The organism is Rhodoferax sp. (genome assembly GCF_010365055.1).
Classification (GTDB): domain Bacteria; phylum Pseudomonadota; class Gammaproteobacteria; order Burkholderiales; family Burkholderiaceae_C; genus Rhodoferax.
On record NZ_JAAFHA010000031.1, the window covers coordinates 23641 to 38830 of the forward strand.

Sequence of the window (15190 nt, forward strand, 5' to 3'; positions counted from 1 at the left end):
TATTGGACAAGGGCTGGAAGCCTATTTGTTACAAACTGCCTTCGACAAATCCGACCATCAAGCGGGCCATTGCCAAGCCCTCATGTCCCAGCGCCAGACTGTCAGTGGCAGCGCTGTAGAGCGTTTCCCCCAGCAAGGCGCGCCGCTTGTCCAACAAGTAAACGCTGAGCTCTTCGACAAACTCGGGATGCGGCTGCACGCACAGCACGTGCTGCTCCACGGTAAAGGCGGCCACCGGGCAGAACGCGCTGCTGGCCAGCAGCGTGGCGCCGGCGGGCAGCGAAAGCACCTGGTCCTGGTGGCTGGCCAACAGGGCGATGCTGCTTCGGCCCGGCGCCTGTGCCCAAGCCGGCGTGTGCCACTGGTAGTGCATGCGCCCGGCGCCCCAGCCCTGCGGCGCGCGCTCGACTCTAGCGCCCAGGCACAGGGCGATCAACTGGTGGCCGAAACAGACGCCGAGCAGCTTCTTCTTGGCTTGCAGCAGTTGCTCCACCTGCTGGCGCAGCGCCAGCACCCAGGGCTGTTGCGAGAATGAATCGGCCCGGCTGCCGGTGAGCAGCACGGCGTCGAAATCGTCATAGGAGGCCGGGTACTGCCCCTGCACGGTGTTGAATGTCTCCACCGTCCAGTTGTCGGCACCCGCTTGCGCAAACAAACGCTGGAACATGCCGCCAAAGCCGCCAAAGCGCGCCGCGAGTTCGGCGTCGAACAGGTCATTTTCCAGAATACACAGCTTCATGATTTCGCGTCAACCTTGCCTTTTTTTCCCAGGCGCGACTCGGTGCCTTTGATCAGACGGCTGATGTTCTCGGCATGGCGATAAATGAGCAGCAACGACATGACGCACAGCGCCGCCAGCACGCTCTTGTTCAGGTACCAGGCCATGCCATCGCCAAAGACGTAATACACCGGCACAAACACCGCCGCCGTGAGCGAGGCCAGCGACACGTAGCGAAAGAAGTACGCCATGATGAGCCAGGTGGCCCCGGTGGCCAGCGCCAGAATCGGGCTCAGGCCCAGCAGCACCCCGAGCGCCGTGGCCACGCCCTTGCCGCCGGCAAAGTTGAAAAACACCGGGTACAAATGGCCGACAAAAGCAGCCAGCCCGACCAGCGCCATGGTGCCCTCTTCCATGCCATAGGGCTTGCCATACCATTTGACCAGCATGACCGGCAGCCAGGCCTTGGCCGCATCGAGCAGCAAGGTGAGGATGGCCGCCGTCTTGGAGCCCGAACGCAGCACATTGGTGGCGCCCGGATTTTTGCTGCCAAAAGTGCGCGGGTCATGCAGGCCCATGGCGCGGCTGACGATGACGGCAAAGGAGAGCGAGCCGATCAAGTAGCCTAAGAGCGTGGCGGCCAGGGGAAAGAATGGTTGCATGGATTCCAAATTAACTCCTTACAGACCCAACTGTTTGGGCTCAATGCGCCATTTTGCCAGCGTGTCAGACCGGGCCGCCTGTTCCGGTTCAGGTCAGCACCTCTGCCAAGGCGCACTGCACCAGCTTGGCGCCCAGCAAATCCACGCACACCTGCGGCACCAGCCCCACCAGGTAACCACGGCGGCCGCCGTTGATCAGGATTTGGGGCAGCTCCAGAATGCTTGACTCGATATAGACCGGCATGACGCGGCGCGTGCCAAACGGCGAGGTGCCGCCCACCAAATAACCGCTGTGCCGATTCGCCACCTCGGGCGCGCACGGCTCCACCGATTTGGCGCCGATTTGCCGCGCCAGATTTTTGGTCGACACCTTGCGGTTGCCATGCATCAACACCACCAGCGGCTTGGCATCCTGGTCTTGCATGATGAGGGTTTTAACCACGTGAAACGGGTCCCAACCCAACTCAGCCGCACTGTGCAGCGCACCCCCGTGCTCCAGGTACTCATACGGATGCTCGGTAAACGCCACCTTGCGGCTCTTGAGCAGTTGGGTGGCGGGGGTCAGGCTGACGTGCTTCGCCATCTTGGCTACCTCATTCCATTTCTAATTCGATGTGAGACCAGGCGGACCGCTCTAGACAGTGCTTTAGCACGGTAAAGCGGGGCAACGACGTATCGCATTGAAGTAGAAGTGGAATCATTGCGCCGGGTCGCGCAGTTCCCATCGCAGGGCATCGATCTGTTTCAACAATTCAGGGCTGAGCGTGGTGCCCCAGGCATCCAGACACTCATCCAGCTGCGCCACCGAGGTCACCCCAATGATGGTGCTGGCCACCTGCCATTTGGTGTAGCAAAAGGCCAGCGCCAACTGCGTCGGTGTCAAGCCGTGCGCACGGGCCAGCGCGCTGTAGCGCCGTGCTGCTATCAAAGCCTCCGGGCGGCCCCAGCGCTGCTTGCGGGTCGATTCATATTTGGTGATGCGGGCCTGTGCTGGCGCCTGCGGGCCGGTCAAGCCCGAATCGTCGTACTTGCCGGTCAGCAGCCCAAAAGCCAGCGGCGAATACGCCAGCAGCGACACCTTGAGGCGGTGCATGGTTTCGTCCAGCGCGTTTTCCACGCTGCGGTTCAGCAGGCAATACGCGTTTTGTACCGTGGCCACGCGCGGCAAACCGAATTGCTCGGCGAGGCGCACAAATTCATGCACGCCATAAGGCGTTTCGTTGGACAAGCCCACCGCGCGCACCTTGCCCGCTTGCACCAGCGTGTGCAGCGCCTCCAATTGGGCGTGCATGGACGTGCCCTCATCGCCACTGGCAGGCTCGTAATAGATACCGCCAAACGCCGGCACCGAGCGCACCGGCCAGTGAATCTGGTACAGGTCAATCACATCGGTTTGCAGGCGCTTCAAGCTGCCGTCGCAGGCGCTGATGATGTCCGCGCCGGTCAAATCCGGGCTGCCGCCGCGGATCCACGGCATGCTGCGCGCCGGGCCTGCCACCTTGGTGGCCAGCACCAGCTTTTGCCGCGCACCGGGGCGCTGGGCCAGCCAGTGGCCAAGCATGATTTCAGTGGCATTGAAGGTGGCGGCGCGCGGCGGCACGGCGTACATCTCGGCCGTGTCCAAAAAGTTGACCCCGCGCTCCAGCGAGCGGTCCAGGATGGCAAAGGCGGTCGCCTCATCGACTTGCTCGCCAAAGGTCATGGTGCCCAGGCAGATCGGGGTCACGGACAGGTCGCTCGACCCAAGTTGAATGGTTTTCATGCTGTGGCGAAAGTGCGTCATTGATACAGCCACAAGTTTACGGCTTCTCCTGCTGCCGCACTTCAGCCCGCCAGCAGTCTGGCCCTCTCCTCTTCCTGCAGCCGCAACACCCGCCGCTGCACCTTGCCGGTGCTGGTCATGGGCAGAGCATCGATGAATTCAATCTCCTTGGGGTACTCATAAGGCGCCAGCATGCCCTTGACGTGGGACTGCAACACAGCCACCAGTTTTAGATCAAACTCGGCTCTAGCCCCCGTATCTAAAGGACGAGAAGCTAGACAATCAGGAGCTAACACGACGTAGGCCTTGACGACGGTACCGCGCGCCGGGTCGGGCTTGGGCACCACGGCGACATTGGCCACGGCCGGGTGTTTGACCAGACAGTTCTCGATTTCGCCAGGTCCGATGCGGTAGCCGGCGGCCTTGAAAACGTCGTCTGAGCGGCCCTGGAACCAGAGGTAGCCGTCGGCGTCACGCAACGCCAAGTCGCCGGTGCGGCACCAGTCGCCAGTGAACTTGGCCTGGGTTGAACTCTCGTTTTTCCAGTAACCCAAAAAGAAGATCGGGTCCGCATCACCATGCCGGTCAAACCGGTTCAAAGCCACGTCACCCGCCACCCCGACTGGGCACTCAGCGCCCGCCTCGTCAATCACCGCCACCCAGTGGCCGGGGTAGCCCATGCCCATGCTGCCCGGTTTCGGTGGCCACTGGGTCGCACAGTTGCCAACGATGTAGTTGATCTCGGTCTGCCCAAACATCTCGTTCACCGTCACGCCGAGTTGCTGGCGGCAGTAGTCAAAGACGGCGTCGCCCACGGCCTCGCCCGCGCTCATGATGGCTTGCAGCTGTAGCGTGAACTGCTGGCGCACGGTTTGCTGCGCGCTGCCCGGATAAGCCTTCATCATGGCCTTGAGCGCGGTCGGGAACAAGAAGGTGTGTGTCACGCCGCAGTCGCGCATCAGCTCCAGCGCGGTTTGCGGGCTGAAGCGGCCGTTGTGGGCCACGATCGGGCGGCCAAAGTAGAGCGTGGGCAACAGCGCATCCATCAGGCCGCCGGTCCAGGCCCAGTCGGCCGGGCTCCAGAAGATGGCGCTTGAGCCCCGCGGCAAATCGCTTGGCCCCGCGCTGCTGGCGGGCTTGGCGACTGGATCAAAGCCAAACCAGTTTTGGCTACAGACAAAGCCGCTCAAGTTGCCGATCAGTGCGCGGTGCGGAATCAAAGCCCCCTTCGGGTTCCCGGTGGTGCCGCTGGTGTAGATCAGCACCGCGGCCTCCTCGGCCAGCGTGGCGACCGGCGTGAAGTGCGCGTCTCGTTGCGCCAGCGCCAGCGCGTAATTGACATCGGCGCGGCCCTGGGTGCTCTCCACGCTACCCACGCCGACGACGTAAGCCAGCACGGGGCAGCTCGCGCGCACCGCCTGCAAGCCCTCCAGCGCACTGGCCGCAGCAATAGCGACCACGGCTTCGCTGTCATGCAGGCGAAACTCCAGCGCCTCCGGGCCAAACAGCATCGACAGTGGCATGGCCACCGCGCCCATTTGCAGCACCGCCATATAGGCCACGGCGGTCTCAAAGCACTGCGGCATCACAATCGCCACCCGGTCGCCCCGCCCTACCCCCAACACCGTGAGCACGTTGGACAAGCGGTTGGCCTGCGTCTGCAGTTCAGAATAGGTATAAAACTGGCCGCCAGCCCCCGTAGGGTATGCCTGAATAGCTACTCTTTCGGAAGCATCAGGCTGCGCGGCCCAGCGCCCGCAGCAGACCTGCGCGATGTTGAACTGCTCGGGCACCTGCCACCTGAAGTTGTTGTGCAGCCGCTGGTAGGCTTGGACGGACGGGGCCGGAAATTTGTCGCTGGCTTGACTGACGCGCATGGCAGGTCTCCTTATCATCGAGCAAATGTACCAAGTCAAAAGAATTTCTCATAGCGAGTTTGTCCCGATCCGCAATCTGCAGTACCACGTGCGGGTGTGGGGCGAGCCGTCCCCTGACAAGACGCCGCTGGTGATCGTGCATGGATGGATGGATGTGGCCGCGAGCTACCAGTTTGTGGTGGATGCGCTCAGCCATGACCATTACGTGATCGCACCCGACTGGCGCGGTTATGGCCTGACGCCCTCGGGCGGCGTGGACAACTTCTGGTTTCCCGACTACCTGGCCGATCTCGACTTTCTGCTCGACCATTACGCGCCGCACAGCCAGGTGAATCTGGTCGGTCACAGCATGGGCGGCAATGTGGCCATGCTGTACGCCGGCGTGCGCCCGCAGCGCATCCGCCGCCTGGTCAATCTGGAAGGTTTTGGCATGCCCGCCACCACGCCGGACGAAGCTCCGGGCCGCTATGCCCACTGGATGGATGACTTGAAGAAGCTGCACCGCGGTGAGATGGCGCTCAAGGCCTATGACACCGTGGGCGGTGTGGCGCGCCGCCTGATGAAGACCAACCCGCGCCTGGGCGCGGACAAGGCCAACTGGCTGGCGCAGCACTGGGCGCGGCAAGACGCGCAGGGCAAATGGGCGATCCTGGGCGACCCGGCGCACAAGGTGTCGCACGCGCAGCTCTACCGGGTCGAGGAAGTGCAGGCCATTTATGCGCGCATCAGCATGCCGGTGTTGATGGTCGAGGCATCAGACGACAGCATGGGTCAATGGTGGAAAGGCAAGTTCACGCTGGCCGAGCACCACGAACGGCTGCGCGTGGTGCCACAACTGGAAATCGCCCGCATTGAGGACGCCGGCCACATGCTGCACCACGACCAGCCGCAGCAGCTGGCCGAACTGATCGAACGCTTTTTATGAGCCCATGGCGGCGCGATCACGACAAATATCAATAACACCCACAGACGCCCGGTGGTAGGCTGATTTTTTATCCCTCCTGCCTCCATCACTTTGCGGAGTTTGTCCATGAAAACAAGGCTGTTGTTTTTGCAATCGTGCAGTGCGCGCGTGGCGCCCCTCGCCCTGACCCTGACTTGCGCGGCGCTGGTGCCAGGTGTCAACGCCTGGGCGCAGACCCAGGTGGTCAAGCCCCCGGTGGCGCAGTACTGGATGGATGTCGCCACGATGTCCATGGCCGGCATGGACGAGATGCCCGACCTGCCGGACATGGGGGCGCTGGGCGGCCTGATGGGCGGCATGACCGGGATGCCGGGTATGGGGGGTGTGAGCTTTGGCGCCACGCGCGGCATGATGCCGGGGCGCTGGCTCGATCTGGCGGTCGTGACGCAGCGCAAACCAGCCGGGACCGAGGCCACCCAAACGATACCAGCCGGCCAGAACATGGGCCCGAGCCTGCTCTTGCTGCCGGTGCAGGCGCAACCCAGCGCGCGTCAACCCGGGCGCGAGAGTGTCGACGACATGCCCGAGCGCCCCAAGGGCCGCATCCTGTTTTACTGGGGATGCAGCGAGACCGTGCGCCCGGGCCAGCCCCGGGTGCTGGACTTTGCCAAGACCGAGGCCCCGGACTACGGCAAATTCATGATGGGCCGCGCGGTGCGTGACAGCGGCGCCAAGGCAACGCCGGGCCATGCCGTCTGGCCGAACGAGAAGCAGCGCCAGAAGGTGCCCGCCAGCGCGTCTTTGACCGGGCAACACGCTTTGTCGGGCGAGGGCCTGCCCGCGAGCTTCAAGTTTGCCGTTGGCCAGGCGCAAGACTTCATGCCCAAACTGGCACTAAGCACCCAGGGCAGCGGTGCCAGCGCCACCCAGGTCAGCTGGCCCGGTCTGCCCACAGCGCGCGCCTATTTTCTGAACGCCATGAGTGGCAGCGACAACGCGGGCGAAGCGGAGATGGTGATCTGGAGTTCTTCTGACGTGCCCGAGCCCGGCTGGGGCTTGATGGACTACGCCAGCAATGCCAATGTGGACCAGTGGCTGAAAGAAAAAGTGCTGTTGCCCGCCAGCCAGACCCGCTGCGCCATTCCGGCCGGCATCTTTGCCAAGGCGCAAGGCGCCATGCTGCGTGGCATCGCTTACGGGCAGGAACTCAACCTGGCGTATCCGCCCCGCCCCACGGACAAACGCATCGCCTGGGAGCCCGAATGGGCCGCCAAGGTACGCGTCAAATCCGTGTCCATGGCCATGCTCGGTGAGGACGGTGCGTCCAACCGGCCGCAGAGTCGCCCAGACACACCTCAACCCGGGGCGGAACCAGCGAAATCCAACACACCGGCCATTCCCGGCCTGCCTGATGTGGGCCGGGCGCTCAAGGGACTGTTCGGCAAGTGAGTTAGAGCCAGTTTGCAGGGCGATCCGGGGCGCTGAAGGGGTGTTGTGGCGGCGCCAGGCCTGGTGGCGGGGTGGCATGAGAAAATACACAATTATTTTCAATTGAATTCACAGGCCACCACCATGATCGAAGCAGAACGCATCAACGCCATCGGCGCCCAACTCTCCGACTTGAGCGCACGCGCGCTCAGTTTACGGGGGTATCTTTGACTACGATGCCAAAGCTGAACGCCTGAGAACCGTCAACGCCTCGCTCGAAGACCCGACCGTCTGGAACGACCCCAAGCGCGCCCAGGAGTTGGGCCGCGAGAAAAAAGCGCTCGATGGTGTGGTCATCACACTGACCGACCTGGCGCGTGAACTCGCTGACAACAGCGAACTGTTCGAGATGAGCAAGGAGGACGGCGACGAAGCCGGCCTGCTCACCATCGAGGCCGACACTGCGCGGCTGGCCGCCTTGGTGGAAGGGCTCGAGTTCCGCCGCATGTTCAACAACCCGGCCGACCCCCTGAATTGCTTTCTGGACATTCAGGCCGGCGCGGGCGGCACCGAAGCCTGCGACTGGGCCAGCATGCTGCTGCGCCAGTACCTGCGCTACGCCGAGCGCAAGGGTTTCACGACGACGCTGGAAGACGAAACCCCCGGTGACACGGCCGGCATCAAGGGCGCCACCATCAAGATTGAAGGCGAATACGCTTTTGGCCTGCTGCGCACGGAGACCGGCGTGCACCGGCTGGTGCGCAAGAGCCCGTTTGACTCCTCCGGTGGGCGCCACACCTCGTTCGCCTCGGTGTTTGTCTACCCGGAGATCGACGACTCGATCGAGATCGACATCAACCCGTCTGACGTGCGGGTCGACACCTACCGCGCCAGCGGTGCCGGCGGTCAGCACATCAACAAGACCGACTCTGCCGTGCGCCTGACGCACATCCCCACCAATACCGTGGTGCAATGCCAGGACGGGCGCAGTCAGCACGGCAACCGCGACATCGCCTGGAAGCGCCTGCGCTCCAAGTTGTACGACCTGGAGATGCGCAAGCAACTGGCGGAGCAGCAAAAGCTCGAAGACACCAAGACCGACGTTGGCTGGGGCCACCAGATCCGTTCGTACGTGCTGGACAACAGCCGCATCAAGGACCTGCGCACCAACTATGAAACATCGGCCACGCAGAAAGTGCTGGACGGCGATCTGGACCCGTTTATTCAAGCTTCCTTGAAGATGGGCGTTTGATGACGCATTCAAGCGCAACGCTGCCTGCGGTCCAGGCCCTGATTTTCGACATGGACGGCACCATGATCGACTCCATGCCCAGCCACGCGCAAAGCTGGCAGGCGTTTGCAGCGCAACACGGCTTGAGCATTGATATGCCTGACCTGATGCGCCGCACCACCGGACGCAACGGGGCCGAGTGCATGCGCGAACTGTTTCAACGGGACATGCCCGACGACGAGGCGTGGACACTGATTGCCGATAAAGAGCGGCTCTACCGCGAGCTGTTCGGCCCCATCTTCACCGAGGTGGCTGGCTTCAAGACCTTCTCGGAGCAGGCGCTGGCCAAGGGCTTGAAAGTGGGCATCGGCACCGCTGGCGACCAGGACAACATTGCCTTTGTGTTGTCGCACCTGCAACTGCCCAGCGCGCCGCACGCCGTTGTGGGCGGCGACGAAGGCTTGCCCGGCAAGCCCGAGCCCGCTATATTTTTAGAAGCGGCAAAGCGAATGGATACGGGGGCTAGCGCCTGTATTGTCTTTGAAGACTCGCCTTTTGGCATTGAAGCGGCACGCCGCGCCGGCATGCGCGCCGTGGCCATTTGTAGCACCCACACCCCGGCGCAGCTGGCCGGAGCCCACGTGCTCGCCAGCGTGCGCGACTACAACGAACTGATGAACTCAAAATTTCTGGAGAATCTGCATGTTGCAACTTCGTGACTCAAACGGCCCGGCCACGGTGATTCGCCGCGCCGACTACAGCGCCCCGGCGTTCTGGATCGACAGCGTGCACCTGACGTTTGACCTGGACCCGGCCAAGACCCGCGTGCTCAACAAAATGACGCTGCGTCGCAACGCGGACGTGCCGGTGCAGCCTTTGAGGCTCGACGGTGAAACGCTGAACCTGGCGCGCGTGCTGGTCAATGGCCAAGGCACCTCGTTCAAGCTCGATGGCGGCAAGCTGGTGCTGGAAAACCTGCCGCCCGAAGGCTCGTTTGAACTGGAAATCTTCACCACCTGCGAGCCGCTAAAGAACACCAGCTTGTCAGGCCTGTACGTCAGCAACGACTCGTTTTTTACCCAGTGCGAAGCGGAAGGTTTCCGGCGCATCACCTATTTTCTGGACCGCCCCGATGTGATGGCCAGCTACACGGTGACGCTGCGCGCCGATAAGCAGAAATACCCGGTGTTGCTGTCCAACGGCAACCTGGTGGCCTCGGGTGCCCTGGAAGGCACAGGCAACGAAGGCCGCCACTTTGCGACCTGGGTCGACCCGCACAAAAAGCCCTGCTACCTGTTTGCGCTGGTGGCGGGCCAACTGGTCTGCCGCGAGCAGCGCATCAGCTCGCGCGCGGGCAAAGAGCATTTGTTGCAGGTCTATGTGCGCCCCGGCGACATGGACAAGACCGAGCACGCCATGAACTCGCTGATGGCGTCGGTAGTCTGGGACGAAGCCCGCTTTGGCCTGCCGCTGGACCTGGAACGCTTCATGATTGTGGCCACCAGCGACTTCAACATGGGCGCCATGGAGAACAAGGGCCTGAACATCTTCAACACCAAGTACGTGCTGGCCAACCAGGCCACCGCCACCGATGCGGATTTTTCCAACATCGAAAGCGTGGTCGGGCATGAATACTTTCACAACTGGACCGGCAACCGCATCACCTGCCGCGACTGGTTTCAACTCAGTCTGAAAGAAGGCCTGACGGTGTTCCGCGATCAGGAATTCAGCATGGACCTGTGCGCTGACGCCTCAAGCCGCGCAGTCAAGCGCATCGAAGACGTGCGCGTGCTGCGCACCGCCCAGTTCCCCGAAGACGCCGGCCCGATGGCGCACCCGGTGCGCCCCGACAGCTACATCGAGATCAACAACTTCTACACCGTCACCATTTATGAAAAAGGCGCCGAGCTGGTGCGCATGATGCAGACGCTGGTGGGCCGCGCAGGTTTTGCCAAAGGCATCACGCTGTACTTTGCGCGCCATGACGGCAGCGCGGTCACCTGCGACGATTTTGCCCAAGCCATTGCCGACGCCAACCCCGACTCCGCCCTGTCCAAACTGCTGCCGCAATTCAAGCGCTGGTACAGCCAGGCCGGCACGCCGCGCCTGCAGGCCAAAGGGAACTATGACGCCGCGGCGCAGACCTACACGCTCAATTTCAGTCAGAGTTGCCCGGCCACACCGGGACAGGACAACAAGGAACCGTTTGTGATTCCGGTCAGCCTGGGGCTGGTCGGCCACAGCGGCGCCAGCCTGCCCCTGCAGTTGCAGGAGGGCAACACCACAGCCAATGACCATCACCTGTTGGTCTTGACGCAGGCTGAAGAGTCCATCACCTTCGTCAACGTGACCGAGGAACCGGTGCCCTCCATCCTGCGTGGCTTTAGCGCGCCCGTGCTGCTGGACTTTGACTACAGCGACGCGCAGTTGCTGACCCTGTTGGCCTTTGATCCCGACCCGTTCAACCGCTGGGAAGCCGGGCAACGGCTGGCGCTACGCAGCGCTATTCAATTGATAGCTGGTGACGCTCTATTGACGGGGGCTAGCGTGCTAAATGATGCTTATGTTGAGGCGATGCGAGCCGTGCTGCGCCACCCCGAACTGGACGCCGCTTTCAAGGAATTGGTGCTCACCCTGCCCTCCAAGACCTATATCGCCGAGCAGCTCGACGTGGTGGACCCACAACGCATCCACGCCGTGCGCGAAGCCATGCGCGCGCAACTGGCCTGCGCGCTGGCCGCCGATTGGCAGTGGGCGTTTGAAGCCCACGCCAACAACGGTGCCTACCGTCCCGACACGGTGTCGTCAGGGCGCCGTGCCCTGACTGGGCTGGCGTTGACGCAATTGTGTCTGGCGGCCCGGGACAGCGGCGACAACGTGTGGCCGGGCAAGGCCTACCAGCGCTTCAAGGACGCCGACAACATGACCGACCGCTTCAATGCCTTGAACGCCCTGGTCAACAGCGGTCACGAACTTGCCAAACCAGCGCTGGCCCAGTTTCATAACCAGTTCAAAAACGAAGAACTGGTGCTGGACAAATGGTTTGCGTTGCAAGCCGGCGCCTGCGACCGGGGTGGCCAAGTTCTGCCGGCGGTGCGCCAGTTGCTCAAGCACCCGGACTTCAATCTGCGCAACCCGAACCGGGCGCGCAGCGTCATCTTCAGCTATTGCAGCGCCAACCCGGGTGCTTTCCACCGCGCGGATGCCGCTGGTTATGTGTTCTGGAGCGAGCGGGTGCTGGAGCTCGATCGCATCAACCCGCAGGTGGCGGCCCGCCTGGCGCGTGCACTGGACCGCTGGAAAAAACTGGCAGAGCCCTATCGCAGTTCAGCCCGCCAGGCGATTGAACGCGTCGCCGACAAGGCCGACTTGAGCAACGATGTGCGCGAAGTCGTCAGCCGCGCGCTGGCCGACTGAGTCCCGCCCGATCCATCCCGCTTTACTGTTCAAGGAGTGTCCGTGAATAAAAGAATTTCCCTCACCCGTTATCTGGTCGAGCAGCAACGCATGGACGGCCACATTCCCGCCCAGTTGCGCCTGCTGCTCGAAGTGGTGGCACGCGCCTGCAAGCGCATCAGCCTGACCGTCAACAAAGGCGCCTTGGGTGGCGGACTGGGCAGCGCCGAGACCGAGAACATTCAAGGCGAGATGCAGAAAAAGCTCGACATCATTGCCAACGAAGTGCTGATCGAAGCCAACGAATGGGGCGGTCATCTGGCCGCCATGGCGAGCGAAGAAATGGACGGCATCTACATCGTGCCCAACCGTTACCCGCAAGGCGAATACCTGCTGATGTTTGACCCGCTGGACGGCTCCAGCAACATCGACGTCAACGTGAGCATTGGCATGATCTTCAGCGTGCTGATCAAGCCAGAGGGCCCGGGGGTATCGGCGCAAGACTTTTTGCAACCCGGCCACCAGCAGGTCGCCGCCGGTTACTGCGTGTTCGGACCACAAACCACGCTGGTGCTGACGGTGGGGGACGGCGTCGCCATGTTTACCCTGGACCGTGAGCAAGGCTCCTTCATCCTGACCGCAGAAAATATGCGTGTGCCTGATGACGCCCAGGAATTTGCCGTCAACATGAGCAACATGCGCCATTGGGACACCCCGGTGAAACGCTACATCGATGAATGCCTGCAAGGCAAGGATGGACCGCGCGGCAAAGACTTCAACATGCGCTGGGTCGGCAGCATGGTGGCCGACGTGCACCGCATCCTGACCCGGGGCGGGGTCTTCTTGTACCCCTGGGACCAACGCGAGCCCGAAAAACCCGGCAAGCTGCGCCTGATGTACGAAGCCAACCCCATGGGCTGGCTGATCGAACAAGCCGGCGGCGCCGCCAGCACCGGCAAACAGCGCATTCTGGACGTTCAACCCACCAAACTGCACGAGCGCGTGAGCGTGTTTTTGGGCTCCAAAAATGAAGTGGAACGCATTGCCCGTTATTACAGTGAGGCGTAAGTAGCCCGCTATAATTGCCAACTTGGTGATTAGCCGGTGTAGCTCAGTCGGTAGAGCAGCTCATTCGTAATGAGAAGGTCGGGTGTTCGATTCATCTCTCCGGCACCAATGAAATAAAGGAAAATCCGCTACCTAAACCGTAGCGGATTTTTTTTGGGCTAGCACCGGGCTAGCACTGAGATCAAAACGTGGCACTTTGATCCTGGAAAATAAATGCCGTCTTGTCGCCCAAACACCACAGTGAGGAGGCGCAACTCCATAAATCGACAGTGTGCATTGGGTGGCGGCGCGTCAGCGCCGCTTATCTCCCAGGTTTTAGCGCGGTTCTGAGGGAGCCCCTTGGGGGCGGACGGGCAGACCGCGCTGCCGATGCCGCGAAGCAGGCAAGGCCCACGGGTGGGCGGGGCACACACCAGATACATGGCCGCAGGCCACAAGCCAGAACGATGCGCGCAGCGCCTGACTAATGCCTAGGTGCCAGCACACCATCAGGGCGGCTGACGGCGGTGCGTAGGGCACGCAGTGACCGGGGAGCACCGACGGCGGGCGACCGCTCTCCAGTGGAAGAATTTGACATAACGCCTGCTGCCTACACCCGCAGGGCGCGCCAGCGGTGGGTGCCACCAAACGGAGCTTTAGCGCAGTGACTGGCGCACACTGGAGGCAGTGCGGCGTTATGTCATTTTCTGGAACGGGGGCGCACCCCAGGCGGTGGAACTTGCGTGCCAGCCACGATGCGCAGCGAGCCGAGGCCAACACCCAGCGCCACAGCGCTCTGATTGACACCTGCGAAGCACATGCTTTGACTCTGGTGTAACTCTGCAATGGCTGTACCCAGCCTTTGCGGCTGGCTGACACAACCGGCTTCACGATCTGGCGTAAGTGACGATGTGCCTCTGTGACAAAGCGCAGCGACTCACGGGGGCACATGGTCACGCTGCTGGCTATGGGGTGCCAGCACGATGCGCCAGCGAGCCGACACCATGTCTGCGCCAGCGCACTGATTGACACTTGCGAAGCACTGGCGATGTACCTCCCCAGCACCTGCGCATGGTGAAGCCGAACCGTGCGCACTAACCAGCTCCACAGGACATCGAACATAGTAAAGCGGTGATGCCGGTCGGGCTGCCACGAAGCGTGCAACGCGCCGGGGCAGAACGGCTGGCATGACCGCGCTGGTGGCGGTGGTCGCCATGCTGGCACGCCGAAACATCGTCATTGCCTGCCGCCTTCGCGGTAGCTGATTGAGCACCTGCGCAGCACTATTTATATGCCAAATAGGCCTCTAGCCCTCGTATAACCTGCGTAAACAGCTATCAAAACAATAGCGATTCAATAAAAATGAACGCTTGGCGTGTCTGAATTCCCACGGCGTAACCGGGTCGGCACGTGCCACAGCCCCTGTTATTCGGCTTTGTATTAAGACCTGGCCTCGAATCCTGCAAGTCCAGCGCCCGGATTCCAATCTGGAACTTCTGCTGCTGTTCGTGGCTTTCTTCGCGCGCCAGCCTCCTGGCTGCTGGGTCTGTTAGTACTCCACCTCGCCCACTGGCTGAACCCACAGAGCATCGAACCAGGTCAAGCGGTGATGTGCAGTCGCCACCAAGCGCAGCGGTCTTTTTTTTGGCACTGAATAAAATTGGAGATTCGCTCTGAAATTTTTCCAACTCAACAGCCAATGTGCCCTCCTGCCTAAGACGTATACCCCTTGTAGTCGGCTTTGGTGCTGGTTGTTATCCCCTGGGGCTTTGACGTGCAGAGTTGGTCTGCCAACTTTTGAACTTGGCTGTTACCGGCGTGGTTCAAAAAGTAAAGTTTTTGGGTAACACGAAAAATCTGAATTTTGGATGGCTATGACTCAACCGATGGCCATGCGAAAAGGGTCAACCGATTTGAATCACGCCATTTTCCTGATACCGTTATTCATCAGTTACCGTACTTGAGACGCATGCGGGCTTGGCATACAACCCTTGCAGCTTGACCTGCGTCTGCGCTAGGCATACTCCAGAAATTCTCAAACGAATGCTTAACACGAATGGCACTTACTTTGGCGTAAACGCGCGGCGAACCCATCTTGAACGTTGATCGATAACGCGGCAGTCTTGGAGTTTTCCAAGGAGACTGAAAGTCATGACGAGCAAGAA

Annotated in this window: 11 protein-coding genes and 1 tRNA gene; 7 read left to right on the forward strand and 5 right to left on the reverse strand. The window is 61.7% G+C overall.

Annotation, left to right across the window (positions count from 1 at the left end; all coding sequences use genetic code 11):
• Positions 1 to 28 precede the first annotated feature (28 nt).
• The 5 genes from GZ093_RS09270 to GZ093_RS09290 all read right to left on the reverse strand — a co-directional run bounded on the left by GZ093_RS09270 (position 29) and on the right by GZ093_RS09290 (position 5019).
• Positions 29 to 739 carry an amidotransferase gene (locus GZ093_RS09270; protein WP_296485198.1) on the reverse strand — a complete coding sequence of 237 codons (711 nt, stop codon included), beginning with the start codon at positions 737 to 739 and terminating at the stop codon, positions 29 to 31.
• Complete coding sequence (plsY, locus tag GZ093_RS09275) at positions 736 to 1380, reverse strand: glycerol-3-phosphate 1-O-acyltransferase PlsY (RefSeq protein ID WP_296485201.1); 645 nt, start codon at positions 1378 to 1380, stop codon at positions 736 to 738. Before plsY ends, GZ093_RS09270 begins: the two co-directional genes overlap by 4 nt.
• A gap of 88 nt (positions 1381 to 1468) precedes the next feature.
• On the reverse strand, positions 1469 to 1963 hold the full coding sequence (locus tag GZ093_RS09280; protein ID WP_296485203.1) for an aminoacyl-tRNA deacylase: 495 nt from the start codon (positions 1961 to 1963) through the stop codon (positions 1469 to 1471).
• Positions 1964 to 2077: 114 nt separating this feature from the next.
• On the reverse strand, positions 2078 to 3142 hold the full coding sequence (locus tag GZ093_RS09285; RefSeq protein ID WP_296485205.1) for an aldo/keto reductase: 1065 nt from the start codon (positions 3140 to 3142) through the stop codon (positions 2078 to 2080).
• 62 nt (positions 3143 to 3204) lie between these two features.
• A complete protein-coding gene (locus GZ093_RS09290; protein WP_296485207.1) occupies positions 3205 to 5019 on the reverse strand; it encodes an AMP-binding protein in 1815 nt (604 codons plus the stop codon).
• A 25-nt stretch (positions 5020 to 5044) separates the two neighbouring features.
• Between GZ093_RS09290 and GZ093_RS09295 the strand changes: the two genes are divergently transcribed.
• From GZ093_RS09295 to GZ093_RS09325, 7 genes are all read left to right on the forward strand, one after another.
• The gene (locus tag GZ093_RS09295) at positions 5045 to 5944 is read left to right on the forward strand and encodes an alpha/beta hydrolase (protein WP_296485217.1); all 900 of its coding nucleotides are present in this window, start codon (positions 5045 to 5047) and stop codon (positions 5942 to 5944) included.
• Between the two features lie 105 nt (positions 5945 to 6049).
• A complete protein-coding gene (locus tag GZ093_RS09300; protein WP_296485209.1) occupies positions 6050 to 7372 on the forward strand; it encodes a hypothetical protein in 1323 nt (440 codons plus the stop codon).
• Between the two features lie 126 nt (positions 7373 to 7498).
• Positions 7499 to 8603 (forward strand): peptide chain release factor 2 gene (gene prfB, locus GZ093_RS09305; RefSeq protein ID WP_296485219.1). Its coding sequence is split into 2 segments (ribosomal slippage): positions 7499 to 7579 and positions 7581 to 8603, totalling 1104 coding nucleotides; the frame shifts between segments, so codons are not numbered across the junction.
• A complete protein-coding gene (locus tag GZ093_RS09310; RefSeq protein ID WP_296485211.1) occupies positions 8603 to 9301 on the forward strand; it encodes an HAD family phosphatase in 699 nt (232 codons plus the stop codon). Before prfB ends, GZ093_RS09310 begins: the two co-directional genes overlap by 1 nt.
• Complete coding sequence (gene pepN / locus GZ093_RS09315; RefSeq protein WP_296485213.1) at positions 9285 to 11999, forward strand: aminopeptidase N; 2715 nt, start codon at positions 9285 to 9287, stop codon at positions 11997 to 11999. The genes GZ093_RS09310 and pepN overlap by 17 nt, the downstream gene beginning before the upstream one ends.
• Before the next feature lie 42 nt (positions 12000 to 12041).
• Positions 12042 to 13046 carry a class 1 fructose-bisphosphatase gene (locus tag GZ093_RS09320; RefSeq protein ID WP_296485215.1) on the forward strand — a complete coding sequence of 335 codons (1005 nt, stop codon included), beginning with the start codon at positions 12042 to 12044 and terminating at the stop codon, positions 13044 to 13046.
• 32 nt (positions 13047 to 13078) lie between these two features.
• A tRNA-Thr gene (locus tag GZ093_RS09325) sits at positions 13079 to 13154 on the forward strand.
• Positions 13155 to 15190 lie beyond the last annotated feature (2036 nt).

Excerpts from the sequence above, each read along its gene's own strand:
- plsY (WP_296485201.1), bottom strand. The coding sequence starts at position 1,380 with ATGCAACCATTCTTTCCCCTGGCCGCCACGCTCTTAGGCTACTTGATC.
- pepN (WP_296485213.1), top strand. The coding sequence starts at position 9,285 with ATGTTGCAACTTCGTGACTCAAACGGCCCGGCCACGGTGATTCGCCGC.
- GZ093_RS09300 (WP_296485209.1), top strand. The coding sequence starts at position 6,050 with ATGAAAACAAGGCTGTTGTTTTTGCAATCGTGCAGTGCGCGCGTGGCG.
- GZ093_RS09280 (WP_296485203.1), bottom strand. The coding sequence starts at position 1,963 with ATGGCGAAGCACGTCAGCCTGACCCCCGCCACCCAACTGCTCAAGAGC.
- GZ093_RS09310 (WP_296485211.1), top strand. The coding sequence starts at position 8,603 with ATGACGCATTCAAGCGCAACGCTGCCTGCGGTCCAGGCCCTGATTTTC.
- GZ093_RS09285 (WP_296485205.1), bottom strand. The coding sequence starts at position 3,142 with ATGAAAACCATTCAACTTGGGTCGAGCGACCTGTCCGTGACCCCGATC.
- GZ093_RS09290 (WP_296485207.1), bottom strand. The coding sequence starts at position 5,019 with ATGCGCGTCAGTCAAGCCAGCGACAAATTTCCGGCCCCGTCCGTCCAA.
- GZ093_RS09295 (WP_296485217.1), top strand. The coding sequence starts at position 5,045 with ATGTACCAAGTCAAAAGAATTTCTCATAGCGAGTTTGTCCCGATCCGC.
- GZ093_RS09270 (WP_296485198.1), bottom strand. The coding sequence starts at position 739 with ATGAAGCTGTGTATTCTGGAAAATGACCTGTTCGACGCCGAACTCGCG.